Genomic DNA, 19672 nt, shown 5'->3' with positions numbered 1-19672 from the left:
CGAGGTTGAAACCACAGATTCACGCAGATTTCGTGCGTGTCTTCTGCCGTCGCCCCTTCCTCAGAAGGTGCTGAGGCACCAGAGGTATGCGGCGCTTTCCTGATGGCTGATCCCATTATTCTGCGAAATCTGCGGCTTTCCTGACCACCTGATGGCCAAGCGCTCCTCCAGTTCCAGCCGCTGGCTCGGCGAGCACGAGTCGGACCCCTATGTTGCGCGGGCACGCGCTGAGGGGTACCGCTCGCGGGCGGTCTACAAGCTGGCCGAGCTGGACGAGAAGGACCGCCTGCTGAAGCCGGGTCAGCGCATTGTCGATCTCGGCGCTGCGCCGGGCGGCTGGGTGCAGTACTGCCTGAAGCGCCTTGAGGGGCGGGCCACGGTGATCGGCATCGACATTCTTCCTATCGAGCCGATAGCGGGCGCCGAATTGCTGGAAGCGGATTTTCGCGAGGAAGAAGCGGTCGTAGTGCTGGACCGGATTCTCGCTGGAGGTGCCGTGGACCTTGTTTTGTCGGATATGGCCCCCAATATAAGTGGGGTAAGAAGCGCCGATCAGGCCGCAGCCATGGGTTTGGCGGAGCTTGCCGAGGATTTCGCGCTGTCTCATTTGCGCGAAGGTGGTGGTTTCGTGTCCAAGCTCTTCCAGGGCGAGGGCTTCGATGCCCTGATCAAGCGGCTGCGCAGTCGCTTCCGGACGGTGGCGCTGCGCAAGCCGAAAGCCTCGCGTGCACGTTCACGCGAGATCTACGTTGTGGCACGCGGCTTCCGAGGCGAGTAGTCTGGAAGGCTGTCAGAACTTCGCAATTTCGAGGATGAAGGTTTGAACGACCTCGCGAGAAACCTGCTGTTGTGGGTCGTGATACTCGTCGTCATGATGAGTGTCTTCAACAGCTTTTCGGACCGCTCACAGGCGGCGCCGGAGCTGAACTATTCCGAGTTCCTGACCCGCGTCAAGCAAAATGACGTCGCCTCGGTAACGATCGAGGGGAAGAAGCTCAAGGGCGAGCTGCGCAACGGGCAGAGTTTCGAAACCACCTCGCCCGAGACCGACAACTCGGCGATGATCGGCACGCTGCTTGATCACGATGTGCGCATCGTCGGGCAGGAGCCCGAAGGCACGCCGCTGCTGATGACGCTGCTCATCAACTCCTTCCCGATCCTGCTCTTGATTGCGGTCTGGATCTACTTCATGCGGCAGATGCAGGGCGGTGGCGGTGGTCGTGGCGCCATGAGCTTCGGCAAGTCCAAGGCGCGCATGCTGCAGGCGGACCAGGTCAAGATCACCTTCGGTGACGTCGCCGGCGTCGAGGAGGCCAAGCAGGAGGTCTCCGAACTGGTCGACTTTCTCAAGGATCCGTCCAAGTTCCAGCGCCTGGGTGGGCAGATCCCGCGTGGCGTGCTGATGGTGGGCTCGCCCGGTACCGGTAAGACGCTGTTGGCGCGCGCCATCGCGGGCGAAGCCGGCGTGCCCTTCTTCACGATCTCCGGCTCGGATTTCGTCGAGATGTTCGTCGGCGTCGGCGCTTCGCGTGTACGCGACATGTTCGAGAATGCCAAGAAGCACGCGCCCTGCATCATCTTCATTGACGAGATCGATGCGGTCGGCCGCCAGCGCGGCGCGGGTCTCGGCGGCGGTCACGACGAGCGCGAGCAGACGCTGAACCAGCTGCTGGTCGAGATGGATGGCTTCGAGGGCAACGAGGGCGTCATCGTTATCGCTGCCACCAACCGGCCCGACGTGCTGGACCCGGCGCTGCTGCGCCCGGGCCGCTTCGACCGGCAGGTCGTCGTGCCGCTGCCTGACGTCCGCGGCCGTACGCAGATCCTGAAGGTGCACATGCGCAAGGTGCCGCTGGCCGAGAATGTCCGGCCGGAAGTGCTTGCGCGCGCTACGCCGGGCTTCTCGGGCGCCGATCTGCACAATCTGGTGAACGAGGCTTCGCTCTTCGCGGCGCGTTCCAACAAGCGATTGGTCGACCAAGAAGACTTCGAATCGGCCAAGGACAAGATCATGATGGGCGCCGAGCGCCGCTCGATGGTGATGTCCGAGGCAGAGAAGCGGCTGACTGCCTATCACGAGGCTGGCCACGCCATCGTTGGCCTGTCCGTGCCCGAGCATGATCCGGTCTACAAGGTGACGATCATCCCGCGTGGTCGCGCGCTGGGCGTGACGCAGTTCCTGCCCGAAGAGGATCGCTACAGCTATACCAAGCAGCGCCTCAACAGCCAGATCTGCTCGCTCTTCGGCGGCCGCATTGCCGAGGAGCTGATCTTTGGGGACGAGCAGGTCACTACCGGCGCTTCGAACGACATCGAGCGCACGACCGAGATCGCGCGCAACATGGTCACCAAGTGGGGGCTGTCCGACAAGCTCGGGCCACTGACCTACTCGGAGAATGACGGCGAGGTATTCCTCGGCAAGTCCGTGCAGCAGCAGAAGCACGTCTCGGACGAAACGGCGCACGCCATCGACCGCGAGATCCGCGAAATCATCGACCGCAACTACTCGCGGGCGAAGAAGATTCTTGAGGACAACACCGACAAGCTGCACACCATGGCCGAGGCGCTGCTCAAGTACGAGACCATTGATGCGAAGCAGATCGCCCGCATCATGCGCGGCGAAGACCCAGGCGAGCCGGAGCACTGGCAGGATAACCAGGACCGCACACCCCCGGGTGGCCCCAACGCCCCCGCTACGCCGAAGCCCGAAGGGGCGCCGGATGGTGGCGTGGCGCATCCGGCCAGCTGAGGCGACATGATGACGACGCCGGGGCATTCGCCCCGGCGTCCTTTTGTCCGGAGTACGGAATGGGCAAGAAGCTCGCTGATCTGCTGGCCGGCGGGCCCGCCGTCATGGGGGTGCTGAACGTCACACCCGATTCCTTTTCCGATGGCGGTCGCTTTCAGGCGGTTGACGCAGCGCTGGTGCGCGCCGAAGCAATGATTGTCGAGGGCGCGGCTCTCATCGACATCGGTGGCGAGTCAACGCGCCCCGGCGCCGAACCCGTCGATACCGATCGCGAACTCGAGCGCGTCGTGCCGGTGATCCGTGCGCTGAGGGCGGCTCATCCCGAGGTCTGGATCTCCGTCGACACGATGAAGGCGCCGGTCATGCGTGCCGCCGCCGAGGCCGGCGCGGATCTCATCAATGATGTCCACGCCCTGCAGGGCGAGGGCGCGCTGGAAGCCGCGCGCGATACCGGCCTGGCAATCTGCCTCATGCACATGCAGGGCGAGCCGCAGACTATGCAGCGCGATCCGCGCTACGGCGATGTCGTCGCTGAGGTCGCGGACTGGCTGGCTGAGCGCGTGGCGGTTTGCGTGGCGGCAGGTATTCCGTCGGAAGCGATCCTCGTCGATCCCGGCATCGGTTTCGGCAAGAAGTTGGCGCAGAATCTCGCGCTGCTCGCTCATCTCGACCGTTTCCGGGGGCTGGGGGCGGGCTTGCTGATCGGTGTGTCGCGCAAGTCGATGTTCGGCCAGTTGCTGGACCTGCCAGTGGATCAACGTGTGGTGCCGGGCTTGAGCGCGGCGGCCGTCGCGATCTGGCAGGGAGCGGATATCATTCGTGCCCACGATGTGTTGGAGACCGTGCAGGCCGCGCGTACCGCGGCGGCATTGCGCGAGGCGCGGCAAAAGGGAGAGACGCAGTAGTGAGCAGACGCTATTTCGGGACCGATGGGGTACGCGCCCGGGTGGGCGAAGCCCCCATGACGCCGCAGTTCGTCATGCGGCTGGGCTGGGCAGCCGGTCGGGTGCTCGGCAATGGTTCGGCGCCCGTGCTGATCGGCAAGGATACGCGGCGCTCGGGCTATCTCTTCGAATCCGCGCTGGAGGCGGGTTTCGCCGCGGCCGGCGTCAATGTTGGGTTGCTGGGGCCCATGCCGACGCCGGGCGTGGCTTACCTCACCCGCGAGCTGCATGCTGCCGCCGGCGTGGTGATCTCCGCCTCGCACAATCCGCACGAAGACAACGGCGTCAAATTCTTCTCTGCGGCGGGGGATAAGTTGCCGGACGCCGTGGAATCGGCTATCGAAGCTGCAGTCGACAGCGAGATGGAGTGCGTGCCGCCGGCCGAGGTGGGCGCCGCGCAGCGCATCAGCGACGCCCAGTCCCGCTATGCCGATTTCTGCGTGGCCAGTTATCGCGGTTCGTCGCTGACGGGGCTCCACATCGTGCTCGACTGCGCCAACGGTGCCGCCTATCAGGTGGCGCCGCAGGTTTTTGCCCGGCTCGGTGCGACGCTATCCAGCATCGGTGTTGCCCCTGATGGCTTCAATATCAATCTTGGCTGTGGCTCGACGCATCTGGAGGCGCTGCGCGAACGCGTGCGCGCGGAGCGCGCCGATCTCGGCATCGCTCTGGACGGCGACGCCGATCGCTGCCTGATGGTGGACGCCAACGGCGCGGCAGTCGACGGCGATCAGATGCTTTACCTGCTGGCGCGGCACCGCAGCGAAACGGGAACGCTCAACGGGCCGGTGGTTGGCACGCTGATGAGCAATCTGGCTTTGGCGCAGGCCATGGAGCGCCTCGGCATCGCGTTTCACCGCGCCAAGGTCGGCGACCGCTACGTGCTGGAAAAGCTACAAGCCGAAGGCGGTGAGCTGGGCGGGGAGAGTTCCGGCCACATTCTCTGCCTGGATCGGAACACGACGGGCGACGGCATTCTCTCCGCGCTGCAGGTGCTGGAAGTGTTGCGCGCGCGCGGCGTCACTCTGGCCGAAGCTGCGGCCGAGATTGCCCTGTGCCCGCAGGTGATGATCAATGTGCGCGCCGGTCGCGACGCGGCGGGCCTCTGCGCTGACGCGGAGGTCGTTGCCGCCGTCGCGGGCGCCGAAGGTGCGCTCGGCGCCGACGGCCGGGTTCTGCTCCGGCCTTCGGGAACCGAACCGCTGGTGCGCGTGATGGTGGAAGCGACCGACGCTGCGCAGGCTGATCGGCACGCCGAGGCCATTGCCGAGGTGGTGCGCGCTCGTGCCGACGCGCTGGCCGCGGCCTAAATGATTTCCCCCTGACAATTATGAGAGCGAGGTGAACATGGCCCGCAAGCCTCTGGTGGCAGCGAACTGGAAGATGCACGGTGATCGTGCTTTCGGTGAGGCACTGGCGCGCGAAACTGTTGCGAGTTGCGACGATGCCGGGGTGGATGTCGTCATTTGCCCGCCGATCTGCTATCTGACACTGGTCGCTGGGCCGCTTTCGGGTAGCGGCTGCGCCCTCGGCGCACAGGATCTCTCTCCCGTGGTCGAAAGCGGCGCGCACACCGGCGACATCAATGGCGCGATGCTCATCGACTGCGGCGCCAGCCACGTTATCGTTGGCCATTCGGAGCGGCGAGCGACGCGCGGCGAGGACAACGAAGCGGTAGCCGCGAAGTTCCTGGCCGCACAGCAGGCCGGCCTTACGCCCATCCTTTGCGTAGGCGAGACCCTCGCAGAACGCGACGGTGAGCGCACCGAAGCAGTGCTTGAGGCGCAGTTGGACGCGGTCGTTGCCGCCGCCGGCATCGCGGCCTTTTCCCGTGCCGTAATCGCCTACGAGCCGGTCTGGGCCATTGGCACCGGGCGCACGGCGAGTCCCGATCAGGCGCAGGCCGCGCACGCCGCGTTGCGCGCGACGTTGGCCCGCGACGATGCTAGAATCGCGGATTCGGTGCGGATTGTTTACGGCGGCAGCGTCAAGCCGGATAACGCCGCATCCCTGTTCGCGCAACCGGATGTGGACGGCGGCCTGATCGGAGGCGCTTCCCTGAAGGCAGCGGACTTCGCCGCCATCGTGCACGCCGCCGGCGGGCACAGCTAACAAGTCAACTCGGATTCTTCATGTACACGGCACTGGTCGTCATTCAGGTAGTGGTATCCATCGCGCTCATCGTCTTCGTGCTGCTGCAGCAGGGCAAGGGCGCAGATGCCGGCGCGGCCTTCGGTGCCGGCGCCTCGGGGACGGTCTTCGGCTCGCGCGGTTCTGCGAACTTCTTTTCGCGGGCGACCGCGGTCTGTGCCGTGCTCTTCATGTCGATCAGTCTCGCGCTGGCCTATCTCGTGGAGGACGCCGCCCGCAGCAGCGGTGGCAGCCTGGCCGACGAGATCGAAGAAAGCGCACCGGCGGATACGCAGGAGCAGCCGGCAGCTCCGGCTAAGGAAGAGACGCCTTCGGCGCCCGCGATTCCTGAATAAAGGGCTGGCGCCAGCTACCGCGGCTGGCTTACAATGCGCGGCCTCGCCGACGTGGTGGAATTGGTAGACACGCTATCTTGAGGGGGTAGTGGGCATGGCCCGTGTGAGTTCGAGTCTCACCGTCGGCACCAGGCAACAAGAAGTCTCCCTCAGAGGGCTTCAAAGACAGCAGCATTTCGATTACAATGTTTTGATCCGGTGCGGGGTGGAGCAGTCAGGCAGCTCGTCGGGCTCATAACCCGAAGGTCGCAGGTTCGAATCCTGCCCCCGCTACCAACTTTCGAATTACGAAAGGCCCCGGTTTTCGGGGCCTTTTTGTTCCTGACGATCATGCTCGCAATGGATGACAAGCTTGTGGCGCTGCTCGAACCGGTGGTGGAAGCCACCGGCTTTGAGCTCGTGCATCTTGAATTCGTCACCGGCAACAACTCCGTGCTGCGCTTGTACATCGACGCACCCGGTGGTGTTGAGGTCGACGACTGCGAGCAGGTCAGTCGCGAAGTTTCCGCGCTTCTCGACGTAGAGGACCCTCTTCCCGGGAACTACCATCTCGAGGTCTCCTCTCCGGGACTCGATCGGCCGCTGACCAAGCCCGCGCATTTCGAGCGTTTCGCCGGCGAAGAAGTCCGCGTCTGGTTGCGCGAGCCCATGGAAGGGGGGCGCAAGAAATTCAAGGGTGTGCTGCGCGCGCACGATCAGGGCTGTGTCCGGGTCACCGTCGACGACGGTGAGCTGGAGCTGCCACTCGGTGACATCGAAATCGTGCGGCTGGTGCCGCATTACTCCTTCTAGACTGCGGATCGATAGCTCCTGCAATGAACAGTAACGGCAAGAACGTCCTGACCGTGGTCGACGTCGTCTCGAACGAGAAGAACGTCGAGCGCGAAATCATCTTCCAGGCCATCGAGGCCGCGCTCGCGTCGGCGACGAAGAAGCGCTTTAGTGACGACATCGATGTGCGCGTCACCATCGATCGGGGCACCGGCGAGTACGAGACCTTTCGGCGCTGGCAGGTCCTCGACGACGAAGATCCGGAGTTCGAGTCACCGGTGCGCCAGATCCTCTATTCGCGAGCGGCCGATCAGAACCCGGATATCGCCGTTGGCGACTATGTCGAGCAGCAGCTCGAGAATGAGGAGTTCGGTCGCATCGCTGCCCAGGCCGCCAAGCAGGTCATCGTGCAGAAGGTGCGCGAAGCCGAGCGTGCGCAGGTCGTGGAGGCATACGAGGACCGTATTGGCGAGCTGATCACCGGCATCGTCAAGCGCATGGAGCGCGGGGCGGTCATCGTCGACCTCGGTGGCATCACCGAGGCGATCATCCCGCGCGATCACCTGATTCCGCGCGAGCCGCTGCGCATCGGTGACCGCGTGCGCGGGTACCTCTATGAGGTCGGTCCGCAGCCGCGCGGCCCGCAGCTTTTCCTGTCGCGCACCATGCCTGAGTTCCTGATCGAGCTCTTCAAGCTCGAAGTGCCGGAGATTGCGCAAGGGCTGATCGAGCTGCGCGGCGCCGCACGCGACCCCGGGCTGCGCGCCAAGATCGCCGTGCAGGCCAAGGATCGTCGCATCGACCCGGTCGGCGCCTGTGTCGGCATGCGCGGTTCGCGAGTGCAGAGCGTTTCCAACGAGCTGGCGGGAGAGCGCATCGACATCGTGCCCTGGGACGAGAATGTCGCCCAGTTCGTGATCAACGCGATGGCTCCGGCCGAGGTGGAATCCATCGTCGTCGACGAGGATGCGCACTCGATGATCATCGCGGTGGACGAAGAGAAGCTGGCGCAGGCCATTGGCCGCGGCGGGCAGAACGTCCGCCTGGCTTCCGAGCTCACCGGCTGGACGCTCAACGTCATGACCGGCGAACAGGCCCAGGCCAAGACCGAGGAAGAGAATACCGCGGTCCGCAATAACTTCATGGAATCGCTGGGCGTCGACGAGGAGGTTGCCGATATTCTCGTGCAGGAAGGCTTCACCACCCTCGACGAGGTCGCTTATGTGCCGGAACAGGAGCTCATGGCTATCGAGGAATTCGACGAGTCTATCGTCGAGGAGCTGCGGACCCGAGCGCGCGATGCGCTGCTGGCGCGGGCCATCGCCGGCGGTGACGGCCCCGACGAAGATCTCTACGAGGTCGAGGGGATGACCCAGGAATTGGCCACGGCGCTGGCCGACAAGGGTGTCCGCACGCGCGACGACCTTGCCGACCTCGGCAGCGACGAACTGGCGGAGCTCATCGGTATCGAAGAGGATGCCGCCGGAGAAATAATCATGGCCGCGCGCGCCCACTGGTTCGCCGAGTGAGGCCATGCGCGACGCCTCCCGGCGTCGCGCCAGCCCGCGCCCCCATTTGCATCAGGACACGCTGACACGACATGCCATCGGTAACCGTTCGAGATTTCGCCACGGAAGTGAAGATCCCCGTCGATGCGCTGCTCACGCAGCTGCGGGAGGCTGGTGTCAGCGTGGAAAACGAAGATTCCACGCTCTCCGACGCCGACAAGACGGCGTTGCTGCAACACATCCGCTCCAAGCGCGGAGGCAGTGCTAGCGCCGCGGCCAGTGGCTCCGGTCGCATCGGCCTGAAGCGCAAGACAACTACTGAGCTCAAGCTCGGTGGTGGCCGCGGCGCCCCCAGCCGAACGGTGAGCGTGGAGGTGCGCAAGCGGCGCACTTTCGAGAAGCCGGCCAGCGAGGCTGAACAGCAGGCGGCTGAGCAGGAGCAGGAACAGGCACGCGAGGCTGAGGCTGAAGCCGAGCGCCAACGCGAAGAAGCCGAGGCGGCAGAAGCTGCCGAAAAGGCGCGCGTCGAGGAGGAAGCCGCCGAAGAAGCGCGCGAAGCTGAACGCCAGGAGGCTGAGGCCCAATCACACGCGGAGACCGAGCAGAACGAACAGGAACAGGCCGAAGAGCCGTCCGCTGAAGCCACCGAGGCGCCGGAGCCTGTTGAAGACGCGGGCGCCGAAGAGGCTGTCGATGCGGTTGCCGACGACGCAGGCGAGACGCCCGATGCTGCGGAGCCCACGGAAACTGCCGCCGAACCGGCTTCGCCTGCCGAAGAAGCCATGGATCCGGCGCGCCGCGCCGCCATGGCGTCGCGCTCGCGCGCTGCCGAGAATCTGCGTCGGGCTGCCGAGATGAAGCGCGAGCAGCCCGCCGAGGCGCCGCCGACGCCGGCGCGCCCCGCGGCGCCCGGACGCGCTGATCCGGGGCGCGGCGACAAGGCGCGCAAGGAGCTGCACATCAAGGCCGGGAAGTCCGGCCGCCGCGACAACAAGAAGAGCGGTGGCGGCCGCCGCGCCCGCGTGCAGGTAGACAACCGCCACGGCTTCGAGAAGCCGACTGCGCCGGTCGTCCGCGATGTGGATATTCCGGAGTCGATCACTGTCGGTGATCTGGCTGCAGCCATGGCCGTCAAGACCGGCGAGTTGATCAAGACGCTGATGCGTCTTGGCGTCATGGCGACGATCAATCAGACCCTGGACCAGGACACGGCCGTGCTCGTGGTCGAGGAAATGGGGCACCGTCCGCGCGTGGTCTCTGAAGAGGCCGAGGAAGCGGCGCTGCTTGAGGCTGCCACCGGCAAGGCCGATGAGGAAGACGAGAACGCGACGTCGCGCGCGCCCATCGTCACGGTCATGGGGCACGTTGACCACGGTAAGACTTCACTGCTGGACTACGTTCGCAAGTCGCGCGTCGCCTCCGGTGAGGCCGGCGGCATCACGCAGCACATCGGTGCCTACAAGGTGGCCAACCAGCGCGGCGAGATCACCTTCCTCGATACACCTGGCCACGCTGCCTTTACCCGCATGCGTGCGCGCGGCGCCCAGGTCACGGATATCGTGATCCTGATCATTGCCGCCGACGACGGCGTCATGCCGCAGACGCGCGAGGCCATTCAGCATGCACGCGCCGCTGGTGTGCCGATGATCGTGGCGATCACCAAGATCGACAAGGAAGAGGCCGATCCGGAGCGCATTCGCTCGGAGCTGACCAAGGAAGAGGTCGTGGTCGAGCAGTGGGGCGGCGACGTGCAGTGCGTCGAACTGTCCTCGCAGACCGGCGAAGGCATCGAGGAGCTGCTCGACGCCGTCGTGCTGCAGGCCGAGCTGCTCGAGCTGAAGGCCGTGATCGATGACACAGCACGCGGCGCCATCGTCGAGTCGAGCGTCGAGAAGGGTCGCGGGCCGACGGCCACCGTGCTGGTGCGCAGCGGTACGCTGCGCCAGGGGGACGTCGTCATCGCCGGCCCCTTCTTCGGACGCGTGCGTGCGATGTTCAATGACGCCGGTAAGCCTTGCAAGGAGGCTGGTCCCAGCACCCCGGTGCAGATTCTCGGCCTGTCGGGCGCGCCCGACGCAGGCGAGGAAGTCATGGCCGTCACCGACGAGCGCGCCGCGCGCGAGCTCGCCGATCTGCGCGAGAAGAAGCTGCGCGAGCAGAAGCTCGCTCAGTCGCAGGCCGTTCGTCTCGACCGCGCCTTCGAGCAGATGGGCAGCGAGGAGCGCAAGCAGCTCAACATCATGATCCGTGGCGACGTCCAGGGCTCGATCGAGGCGCTGTCGGAGGCGCTCACCAAGATCCCCTCGGAAGAGGTCAAGGTGAACATCGTTGCCTCCGCGGTGGGTGGCATCTCCGAATCCGATGTCGATCTGGCATTGGCGTCGGAGGCGATCATCATCGGCTTCAACACCCGCGCCGACGGCAAGGCTCGCCAGCGCATCCAGGCCACCGGCGTGGACGTGCGCTACTACTCGATCATCTATGACGTCATCGACGACGTTACGGACGCGATCTCCGGGCTGCTCGGCACCGAGATGCGCGAGAAGATCGTGGGCACCGCCGAGGTGCGCGAGGTCTTCCGGGCTTCGAACTTCGGCCAGGTCGCCGGTTGTCTTATCGTCGACGGCGAAGTGCGCCGTGGTCTGCCGATCCGCGTGTTGCGCGATCAGGTCGTCATCTTCGAGGGCGAGCTGGAGTCGCTGCGTCGTCACAAGGACGATGTGCAGAAGGTCGAGGCGGGTACCGAGTGTGGTATCGCCGTCAAGAACTACAACGACGTCAAGGCCCGCGACCAGATCGAGTGCTACGAGCGCGAGGAAGTGCGTCGTCAGGTCAAGACCGAGGCTGAAGCAGGTGGCGGCCGGCGCTGATTGCGCCGGTCGCGCCTCGGCAGGAGCGCGTCGTGTCCACCCATCGTGAGTATCCCCGTGCATCGCGCGTCGCCGTGCAGCTCCAGCGTGAGCTGGACGAGCTGATCCGCGAGCATTTTTCGGACCCCTGCTTCGAGGGGGTGACGATCACGAGCGTTGATCTTTCGCCGGATATGCGCAATGCGCGGGTCTTCGTCGGCCGGCTCGGCAAACCGCTGGACGAGTCGGTGGCCGAGCTTGGGCGGCGCAGCGGCCGCCTGCGAGGCTGGCTGGGCAAGCGGCTCAAGCTGCGGCGCGTGCCAGAGCTGCGCTTTCTCGCCGACGAGCTTCCGGACGAGGTCGATTCCATCAACCGTCTGATCCGGCAGGCGCGTGCCCGCGATTCGGACGGGGAGGGTTCGTGAGCCGACGCCGCAAGGCCTGGATGCGCGACGTCAACGGCATCCTGCTGCTCGACAAGCCGGTGGGCGCCAGCTCCAACCAGGTTCTGCAGCGCGTGCGCCATCTCTACGGCGCCGCCAAGGCCGGGCATACCGGCAGCCTTGATCCGCTGGCGACCGGCATGCTGCCGGTCTGTTTCGGGCCCTGCACCAAGCTCAGCCACTACCTGCTCGATGCTGACAAGCACTACACGGTGACCGTGGCGGTCGGAACGCGCACCAGCAGTGGTGATGCCGAGGGCGAGGTCGTGGCGACGAGCGATGTACGGCCCGACCTGCAGGCCCTGCAGGCGGCGGCCGAGCGCTTCAAGGGAGAGATCGACCAGATCCCGCCCATGCATTCCGCCGTGCATCACCAGGGGCGGCGTCTCTACGAGATCGCGCGCAGCGGCGGTGAGGTTGAGCGCAAGCCGCGGCGCATTAGCATCCACGAGCTGCACGTTGACAAGGTGAGCGGGGACACCTTCCGGCTGCGCGTGCGCTGTTCCAAGGGCACCTATGTCCGAACCCTCGCCGAGGACATCGCCGAAGCTGCGGGATCACTCGGGCATGTGGCTGCGTTGCACCGCGACTGGCTCGCCCCCTTTCCCCCCGAAGGTATGCGTAGCATCGAGGAGATCGAGGCCGCGGCCGAGCAGGGGCGGGAAGCGCTGGATGCACTGTTGCTGCCGCCTTCGACCGGGCTGCAGGATTGGCCCGCGGTGGAGCTGGATGCCGCTCGCGCCTTCTATCTGGCGCGCGGCGAAGCCGTCCGCGTAGCCGCTGCGCCTGCCGACGGCCGGGTAGCGATTTATGGTCCCGGTGGCGCGCTCATCGCCCTTGGCGAGATCAACGCCGACGGAATGGTCGCTCCCCGCCGCATGATGCAGGTTCCCGCGCCGGCCTGACGCGCCGGCATCTTGTTCCACGACCGCGGAGCCGGCTACAATGTCAGGCTACCGAGGCAGAAATCATTTAATTGTTGGAGTGGTATATGTCCCTTGATGCTGAAGCGAAGCGTGCTGTCGTAGAGAAGTTCAAGCGCGAGCCCAACGACACCGGTTCGCCCGAGGTGCAGGTTGCCCTGCTTTCCGAGCGCATCAAGACGCTCGGCCCGCACTTCGAGAACAACAAGAAGGACCATCATTCCCGTCGCGGACTGCTGAAGATGGTCAATCAGCGCCGCAAGCTGCTCGACTATCTGAAGCGAAAGGACGTCGGCCGCTACCAGAAGCTCATCTCCGAGCTCGGTCTGCGCCGCTAGGCGTCTCTTTTTCCAGGTAGTCGAGGAAGTTCATGTCACCGAATGACACGCGCGTAAGCAAGACATTCACATTCGGCGGTCGCACCGTCACTCTCGAGACCGGCGCCATGGCGCGCCAGGCCAGCGGCGCAGTCAAGGTGACGATGGACGATACGGTCGTTCTCGTCACCGTCGTCGCCAAGCGGGATGCCCGCCCGGACCAGGCCTTCTTCCCGCTGACGGTCGACTACCAGGAGCGCTCCTACGCCGGCGGCCGGATTCCCGGCAGCTTCTTCCGCCGCGAGGGCCGACCCACCGAAAAGGAAACGCTGACCTGCCGGCTGATCGATCGCCCGCTGCGTCCGCTGTTCCCCGACGGTTTCATGAACGAGGTGCAGATCGTCGCCACGGTGCTGTCGCTGAATCCTGACGTGGACGGCGACATTCCGGCCCTGATCGGCGCATCGGCAGCGGTCGCAGTGGCCGGTGTGCCCTTCGACGGCCCGATCGGCGCCGTGCGCGTCGGTTATGCCGACGGCAACTACCTGCTCAACCCATCTGCCACCGAGCTGGAGTCCTCGGAGCTCGATCTGGTGGTAGCCGGCACCGAGCAGGCCGTGCTGATGGTGGAGTCCGAGGCCAAGAGCCTGTCCGAGGAGGTCATGCTCGGCGCCGTTCTCTTCGGCCACGAGCAGATGCAGGTGGCGATTCAGGCGATCAACGAGCTCGCCGCCGAGGCTGGCGCGCCGCGCTGGGACTGGCAGCCCGCTACCGACAGCACCGCGGTGCTGGACGCCGTGCGCGCCGAGGCTGGCACCAAGGTCACCGAAGCCTTTGCCATTACCGACAAGATCGAGCGCCGCGACCGGCTCGACGCGATCCGTGGTGAGGCCAAGCAGGCGCTCTGTGCCGGTGATGAACCGCAGTTTTCCGAGCGTCAGGTGGGTGAGGCGCTACACGACCTCGAAGCCGAGATCGTGCGCAATCGCATTATCGACGGCCACCCCCGTATCGATGGGCGCGACACCAAGACCGTGCGGCCTATCGATATCGAGGCGAAGGCTCTGCCGCGCACGCATGGCTCGGCCATCTTCACGCGCGGCGAGACGCAGGTCGTGGCAATTACCACGCTGGGCACGGCGCGCGATGCGCAGCTCATCGATGCCATCGACCAGACCTACAAGGACAGCTTCCTCCTCCATTACAACTTCCCGCCCTACTGCGTGGGCGAGACCGGTCGTATTGGCACCAAGCGGCGCGAAGTCGGCCACGGTCGACTGGCGAAGCGCGCGCTGGCAGCCGTCATGCCGGATCTGGAGAAGGATTTCCCCTACGTCGTCCGTATCGTCTCCGAGGTTACCGAGTCCAACGGCTCCTCCTCGATGGCGACGGTCTGCGGCGGCTGCCTGTCGCTGATGGACGCCGGTGTGCCCATCAAGGCACCGGTCGCCGGTGTGGCGATGGGATTGATCAAGGAAGGCGACCGCCACGCCGTGCTCACCGATATCCTCGGCGACGAGGATCACCTCGGCGACATGGACTTCAAGGTGGCCGGCACTGCCGAGGGCGTCACGGCTCTGCAGATGGACATCAAGATCAACGGCATCACCGGCGAGATCATGCGCGAGGCGCTGGATCAGGCGCACACCGCTCGCATGCACATCCTCGGCGAGATGAACAAGGTGCTGTCGGCGCCGCGTGGCGAGATGAGTGAGTGGGCGCCGCGCATCACCACGCTGAAGATCAATCCGGACAAGATCCGCGACGTCATCGGCAAGGGTGGGGCGACCATTCAGGCGCTGACCAAGGAGACGGGCGCGGCAATCGACATCGACGACGATGGCGTGATCCGTATCTCGGCCGTGGACAAGCAGGCCACCGATGATGCCATTGCGCGCATCCAGGCGCTGACCCGCGAGGTCGAGGCCGGCGATGTCTACGAGGGCAAGGTGGCGCGCATCATGGATTTCGGTGCCTTCGTCACGATTCTGCCCGGCAAGGATGGCCTTGTGCATATTTCCCAGATCGCCGAGGAGCGCGTCGAGAACGTTTCCGACGTGCTCAAGGAAGGCGATGTGGTGCGCGTCAAGGTGCTGGAAGTAGACAAGCAGGGGCGCATTCGCCTGTCGATGAAGGCGCTGGCCGCCGACACGGAGGCCTGAAAAGGCCCTAGCGGTAGCGGTGGCGCCCCATGATGGGGCGCCACCGCACCACTTTTAGCCCCCAAGTGCTTCCTACGCTTGCGTAGGGCTCCCAATTGAGGCATAAATAGCGGTAAAGCAAATAAAAAAAGCCCCCTGCAAGCAGGGGGCCAAGTGCGAGAAAGACACTAGGGTCTTTCTGGAGGAGACCTGGTTAAAAACAGTTAAGAATCTTTGCCCGCCCTGTGCGGGCTTTTTCTTTTCTGTCTTTGTTGCGGTGCAGTATACGGGGGCTAGGCAGCCCTGTCAATGTCGCACCGCACAAAAAAAATATATATAAAACAGAAACTTAGAAATAGGCGCGTGTATATTTTGACGGTTACGTCATACGCGATCTCATCTTCGGTCAAATAATGACGCGTGCGTCACGTATTTGGTTGCCGAAGCACATCTCAGTGACAGTGTCACGCAAGCAGAAGTTCACGACGACAGGTGCCGTTGGTGGCTTATTGATGGCCCGGCCAGGAGAACATAGCGTCAGCGCTGCTGTTCCGCGAGAACGCGCAGCAGCGCCTCGGCGGCCTCCGAGGGGTGTGTGCCGTCTTCGCTGAGCACAGGAAGCTCGCGTAGCACCGGGGTTCGGCGGCGAGGGTCACCGTGCTGGTCAGCCTGCAGCGTCGCCGCTGCGTCCAGGGATCGAAGGACAAGGCGCCCTTCGGTGGCGAGGAGGTCTTGCAGCTGCAACGTTTCGCCGCGCCAAGCGATGTGAAGACCGATGCAGCCGCGCAGTCTCTCCAGTAGCTCTGCGCGGCTGCTGCCGACCTGGCTCACTGTCCGGCGCTGCCGTCCTTGGCGCGTTGTTCGCCGGTCTCGGAATCCTCGTCTGCCACCGGGGCGCGCTCGTCGTCGGCGAGGGGTGTAGCGCTCGTGTCGTCGGCGGGCTCCTCGGAACCCGTCTCGTCCTTTGCTTCTTCGACAGCGGCGCCCACTTCCTCGTCCGCGGTGGCGATGAGGCGAGGCAGGAAGGCCTCGGGTTCGGGCTCGGAATCGTTTATGGCAGTGTCGGGCTGGGTGTTGATCAGCTCCACTTGGCCTTCGCTTTCGGCGTTGGCTGCTTGCACGAGCCGTGGCAGGAAGTTATCGCTGTCGTCAGCGGCTTCCGTTGCCGCGCTCGGCTCCTGCTCGCCGGGCGTGGCTTCCTCGGCCGCCGGCTCGGCAGTATCAGCCACGTCGCTCTCGGACTTATTGGAGACCGGCTCGGAAACCTCATCCTGAACGCTGTCGCCCGGCGTACGCTCGATCTCGGCTGTCGCCGGAACAGGCGCGGCTTCCGGGGCGGCTTCGATCGCATCGTCGACAGGCTCGTTGCCGGAGGAGGCTGCAGGGGCCTCGTATGGTGCGTTCGTCCCCGTGGAATCGGGCTCGCTTTCGGCTTCCGCGGCAGGAGCGGGGGGCTCAACGGTGCTCTGCCAGCTGTCCGGCGGAGCGCTCACGCCGGGCATGGGCGCCGGGGCCGGGGGTGTCGGTATGCGATCCGCCGGGATGCTGCGACGTGCGGTCGCCGACTCTGGCGCGTTCTGCTCCGGAGCGGGCTGCTCTATCGCGACGTCGTCGTCTGACGCCGGCTCGCGTTCTGCGTGCGCGTCGGGCGTGTCATTGTCGACATCCGACATCGGCGTCATTGCGCTCGTGTCGCGCTGCGTTGACTCAGGATCTTGCACCGAGGCGGTTGCTTCGCCATCGGTACGAGTTTCCGCAGGCGCTGTCGTAGCAGCTGCCGGCGCTGCCGCTTCGGCGGTATCGTCGTTGTCCAGGGCGTCGACATTGCCCTCGGCGCCTTCATCGCCGGTACCGGCATCGCTAGCGCCCTGCGCGGCCTGGCTGCCGGTGCGGCGGCGGTTGCGCCCGCCGCGGCGACGGCGGCGCTTGCGACTACCGCCTTCGCTGCCGCCCGCAGTCGGCGTGGCCCCCTCGGCCTGCGATGTGCTGTCGTCGGCCTGGGCAGTAGTTTCCGTCTCTTGCGTTTCCGGGCTTGCCGCGTCGTCGTTGGCCTTGGCGCCTGCATCGGTGCGCTCGCCGTTACGGCCCCCCCGCCGGCGGCGCCCGCCGCCTTCACCGCTCGTATCCGCTTCGGCGGCAGGCTGCTTGTCACGGTTGGGCTTGCGCGGTTTTTCCTCGGTGGCCTCGGCCTCCGTTTGGGCCGCCTTGTTGGTGTTCGACGCCTTCTTGGCGCTGCCGCGATCGGCGTTTTCGCCGTTGCCACGCCCGGAGCGGCTGCGCTGCCGGTTGCCACCCGAACTCTTGCGGGCGCTGCTCTGGCCGCCGCGGCGGCTTCCGCCACGGCGCTGGCCGTCTTCACGGCCTTCGTGCTGCTGACTGTCCGACTCGCTCTTGGCGTCGGCTTCTGGCTTGGTGGTCTGGGACGGGGCTGTGGAAAGTCCGGCAAACCAAGTGCGAATGCGCTGCCACAGGCCCGGCTGCGCCGGCGTGGGCTTGGCTGCAGGTGTCTTGGCGACGTCGTCTTCGCTGGGCGTTTCCGCTCGCGGTGCCGGCGGCGGCGTGGAGGGCCGCAGCATGCCGACGGCGGGCTGCTCGGCGGCAGGTACGCGGTCGCTGCGCGTCAGTTTGTCGGTGGTTTCGCTGCTGCTGAAATCCTCTCGCAGCTGGTAACTGCTGCTGGATTCACGCTGCTCCTGCTGTTTGGGGTCAGCCTTCTCACGCGTAATTTCGAAGCGCGGTGTCAGCAGGGAGGTGTTCGGGATGACGAGCACTTCGGCCTTGTTGCGCGCCTCGATGTCGTGAATGACCTCGCGCTTTTCGTTGAGCAGGAAGGCTGCGACGTCCACCGGGACCTGCGCGATGACGCGGCCCGTCTTCTCCTTCATGCACTCCTCTTCAATGAGGCGGAGCAGCGACAGCGACAGCGATTCCACGCTGCGGATCTGGCCGTGGCCGTCGCAGCGTGGGCAGTTCTGGTGTGTGTGCTCCCCCAGGGCGGGGCGCATGCGCTGGCGTGACATCTCCAGCAGCCCGAAGCGCGAGATGCGGCCGGTCTGGATACGGGCGCGGTCGCGTTCGGTGGCCTTGCGCAGCCTTTCCTCGACCTGGCGCTGATTGCGGTTGGCGCTCATGTCGATGAAGTCGATGACGACGAGTCCGCCGACGTCACGCAGACGCAGCTGGCGCGCGATTTCGTCGGCCGCCTCCAGGTTGGTCTGCAGCGCGGTGTCCTCGATGTCCTTGCCGCCGGTGGCGCGGGCGCTGTTGATGTCGATGGAGGTCAGCGCCTCGGTGCGGTCGATGACGATGGAACCGCCCGAAGGCAGATTCACCTGGCGCTGATGCGCGGTTTCGATCTGCGATTCGACCTGGAAGCGCGAGAACAGCGGGATGTTGTCCTCGTAGAGCTTGAGCCGCGGCAGCGTCGCCGGCATGACGTGCGAGAGATGGGCGTGCGCCTGCTCGTGGAGCTCCGGATTGTCGATGATGACTTCACCGATGTCCGGGCGCAGATAGTCGCGCAGCGCGCGCAGGATGAGGTTCGACTCCTGGTAGACCAGGAAGGGTGCCTTGCGGCTCTCGGCGGCCTTGGTGATGGCGTTCCAGATCTCGACGAGGTAGTCGAGATCCCACTGCACCTCTTCGGGTGACCGGCCGATGCCGTTGGTGCGTACGATGACGCCCATACCGTCGGGGCAGCTGACCTGACTCAGGGTCTCGCGCAACTCGTCGCGCTCCTCGCCCTCGACACGCCGCGAGATGCCGCCGGCACGCGGGTTGTTGGGCATGAGAACGAGGAAGCGCCCGGCCAGCGAGATGAAGGTCGACAGCGCCGCGCCCTTGGTCCCGCGCTGCTCCTTTTCGACCTGGACGATGATCTCCTGGCCTTCGGAGAGCTGCTGGGCCGGATTGCCGCCACCCGGACCACCCTTCAGGTATTCGGGTGCGACTTCCTTGAGGGGTAGAAAGCCGTGCCGCTCGGCGCCGTACTCGACAAAGCAGGCTTCGAGCGAGGGCTCGATGCGCGTTATGCGGCCCTTGTAGACATTGGCCTTCTTCTGCTCGCGCGCGGCGGTTTCGATGTCGAGGTCAAGGAGCTTCTGGCCGTCGACAATGGCGACGCGCAGCTCTTCGGCCTGCGTCGCGTTGATAAGGATGCGTTTCATGGTGCGGATGGGCTCGCCAAGGCTGAGCGCCACCACGGATGATGGAAGGATTCAGGGCAGTATTCGCCGTCGCAGCGCCGTCGAGCGGCGCTTGTCGTGCACGATCTCCCGCTGTCGCGCGTCCGCCGGAGGCGGAAGACGACGAGCGGTTCGGAGATTGTGGCGACATGCGGGACTCTGCAAAGCTGACGAAGATGAATCGCGGCGCGCGTCGGCGTGCCTGAATCGGTATTCTCTGTTCCATCCGCGGAGCGCGATGGTTGAACCGCGCGCTGTCAACGCGCGGCAGACATAATTCGAGTGCATGTCTCGCGACACCCGTCGACGCGAAGCCGGCATGCCGGCCCTGCTGCGGCGAACGGTCGCGATCGTGCC

General features: G+C 65.4%; 15 protein-coding genes and 2 tRNA genes. 15 read left to right on the top strand and 2 right to left on the bottom strand.

All coding sequences use genetic code 11. From position 1 onward, the window contains the following. Window positions 1-151: 151 nt before the first annotated feature. The 15 genes from U743_RS08600 (at window position 152) to pnp (ending at window position 15152) form a co-directional block, all read left to right on the top strand. On the top strand, window positions 152-778 hold the full coding sequence (locus tag U743_RS08600) for an RlmE family RNA methyltransferase (RefSeq protein WP_043767310.1): 627 nt from the start codon (window positions 152-154) through the stop codon (window positions 776-778). A gap of 42 nt (window positions 779-820) precedes the next feature. Next, a complete protein-coding gene (gene ftsH / locus U743_RS08595) occupies window positions 821-2749 on the top strand; it encodes an ATP-dependent zinc metalloprotease FtsH (protein ID WP_043767308.1) in 1929 nt (642 codons plus the stop codon). Between the two features lie 59 nt (window positions 2750-2808). Continuing rightward, a complete protein-coding gene (gene folP, locus U743_RS08590) occupies window positions 2809-3654 on the top strand; it encodes a dihydropteroate synthase (protein WP_043767306.1) in 846 nt (281 codons plus the stop codon). Then, window positions 3654-5003, top strand: coding sequence for a phosphoglucosamine mutase (glmM, locus tag U743_RS08585; RefSeq protein WP_043767304.1), 1350 nt, complete (start codon window positions 3654-3656; stop codon window positions 5001-5003). The genes folP and glmM overlap by 1 nt, the downstream gene beginning before the upstream one ends. A 37-nt stretch (window positions 5004-5040) precedes the next feature. Beyond that, window positions 5041-5805 (top strand): triose-phosphate isomerase, encoded by a 765-nt coding sequence (gene tpiA / locus U743_RS08580; RefSeq protein WP_043767302.1) that lies wholly within the window; start codon window positions 5041-5043, stop codon window positions 5803-5805. A gap of 20 nt (window positions 5806-5825) precedes the next feature. Further along, complete coding sequence (secG, locus tag U743_RS08575; protein ID WP_043767300.1) at window positions 5826-6179, top strand: preprotein translocase subunit SecG; 354 nt, start codon at window positions 5826-5828, stop codon at window positions 6177-6179. Between the two features lie 45 nt (window positions 6180-6224). Beyond that, a tRNA-Leu gene (locus U743_RS08570) sits at window positions 6225-6310 on the top strand. Between the two features lie 68 nt (window positions 6311-6378). Then, window positions 6379-6455, top strand: a tRNA-Met gene (locus U743_RS08565). A gap of 63 nt (window positions 6456-6518) precedes the next feature. Continuing rightward, window positions 6519-6971 carry a ribosome maturation factor RimP gene (gene rimP, locus U743_RS08560; RefSeq protein ID WP_084191747.1) on the top strand — a complete coding sequence of 151 codons (453 nt, stop codon included), beginning with the start codon at window positions 6519-6521 and terminating at the stop codon, window positions 6969-6971. Between the two features lie 23 nt (window positions 6972-6994). Then, window positions 6995-8479 (top strand): transcription termination factor NusA, encoded by a 1485-nt coding sequence (gene nusA / locus U743_RS08555; protein ID WP_043767298.1) that lies wholly within the window; start codon window positions 6995-6997, stop codon window positions 8477-8479. A 71-nt stretch (window positions 8480-8550) separates the two neighbouring features. Then, window positions 8551-11328, top strand: coding sequence for a translation initiation factor IF-2 (gene infB, locus U743_RS08550; RefSeq protein WP_043767296.1), 2778 nt, complete (start codon window positions 8551-8553; stop codon window positions 11326-11328). Window positions 11329-11360: 32 nt separating this feature from the next. Then, a complete protein-coding gene (gene rbfA, locus U743_RS08545) occupies window positions 11361-11732 on the top strand; it encodes a 30S ribosome-binding factor RbfA (RefSeq protein ID WP_043767294.1) in 372 nt (123 codons plus the stop codon). After that, window positions 11729-12655 carry a tRNA pseudouridine(55) synthase TruB gene (gene truB, locus U743_RS08540; RefSeq protein WP_232226753.1) on the top strand — a complete coding sequence of 309 codons (927 nt, stop codon included), beginning with the start codon at window positions 11729-11731 and terminating at the stop codon, window positions 12653-12655. Before rbfA ends, truB begins: the two co-directional genes overlap by 4 nt. A gap of 86 nt (window positions 12656-12741) precedes the next feature. Continuing rightward, window positions 12742-13011, top strand: a complete 270-nt coding sequence (gene rpsO, locus U743_RS08535) for a 30S ribosomal protein S15 (protein WP_043767292.1) — start codon at window positions 12742-12744, stop codon at window positions 13009-13011. Between the two features lie 32 nt (window positions 13012-13043). Beyond that, window positions 13044-15152, top strand: a complete 2109-nt coding sequence (gene pnp / locus U743_RS08530) for a polyribonucleotide nucleotidyltransferase (RefSeq protein WP_043767289.1) — start codon at window positions 13044-13046, stop codon at window positions 15150-15152. A 516-nt stretch (window positions 15153-15668) separates the two neighbouring features. Here the strand turns inward: pnp and U743_RS08525 are convergent. Both U743_RS08525 and U743_RS08520 read right to left on the bottom strand, forming a co-directional pair. Further along, a complete protein-coding gene (locus U743_RS08525) occupies window positions 15669-15962 on the bottom strand; it encodes a hypothetical protein (RefSeq protein WP_043767287.1) in 294 nt (97 codons plus the stop codon). Next, window positions 15959-19297: an Rne/Rng family ribonuclease gene (locus U743_RS08520; protein WP_084191745.1), complete on the bottom strand. Its 3339-nt coding sequence runs from the start codon at window positions 19295-19297 to the stop codon at window positions 15959-15961. The genes U743_RS08525 and U743_RS08520 overlap by 4 nt, the downstream gene beginning before the upstream one ends. Window positions 19298-19672 lie beyond the last annotated feature (375 nt).

Origin of the sequence: Algiphilus aromaticivorans DG1253 (genome assembly GCF_000733765.1) — a bacterium.
Lineage (GTDB): Bacteria > Pseudomonadota > Gammaproteobacteria > Nevskiales > Nevskiaceae > Algiphilus > Algiphilus aromaticivorans.
The sequence above is the reverse complement of the archived record's forward strand: the minus strand, read 5'-3'. Positions and strand labels throughout refer to the sequence as shown.

Excerpts from the sequence above, each read along its gene's own strand:
- U743_RS08600 (WP_043767310.1), top strand. The coding sequence starts at position 152 with ATGGCCAAGCGCTCCTCCAGTTCCAGCCGCTGGCTCGGCGAGCACGAG.
- folP (WP_043767306.1), top strand. The coding sequence starts at position 2,809 with ATGGGCAAGAAGCTCGCTGATCTGCTGGCCGGCGGGCCCGCCGTCATG.
- tpiA (WP_043767302.1), top strand. The coding sequence starts at position 5,041 with ATGGCCCGCAAGCCTCTGGTGGCAGCGAACTGGAAGATGCACGGTGAT.
- secG (WP_043767300.1), top strand. The coding sequence starts at position 5,826 with ATGTACACGGCACTGGTCGTCATTCAGGTAGTGGTATCCATCGCGCTC.
- rimP (WP_084191747.1), top strand. The coding sequence starts at position 6,519 with ATGGATGACAAGCTTGTGGCGCTGCTCGAACCGGTGGTGGAAGCCACC.
- nusA (WP_043767298.1), top strand. The coding sequence starts at position 6,995 with ATGAACAGTAACGGCAAGAACGTCCTGACCGTGGTCGACGTCGTCTCG.
- infB (WP_043767296.1), top strand. The coding sequence starts at position 8,551 with ATGCCATCGGTAACCGTTCGAGATTTCGCCACGGAAGTGAAGATCCCC.
- rpsO (WP_043767292.1), top strand. The coding sequence starts at position 12,742 with ATGTCCCTTGATGCTGAAGCGAAGCGTGCTGTCGTAGAGAAGTTCAAG.
- pnp (WP_043767289.1), top strand. The coding sequence starts at position 13,044 with ATGTCACCGAATGACACGCGCGTAAGCAAGACATTCACATTCGGCGGT.
- U743_RS08520 (WP_084191745.1), bottom strand. The coding sequence starts at position 19,297 with ATGAAACGCATCCTTATCAACGCGACGCAGGCCGAAGAGCTGCGCGTC.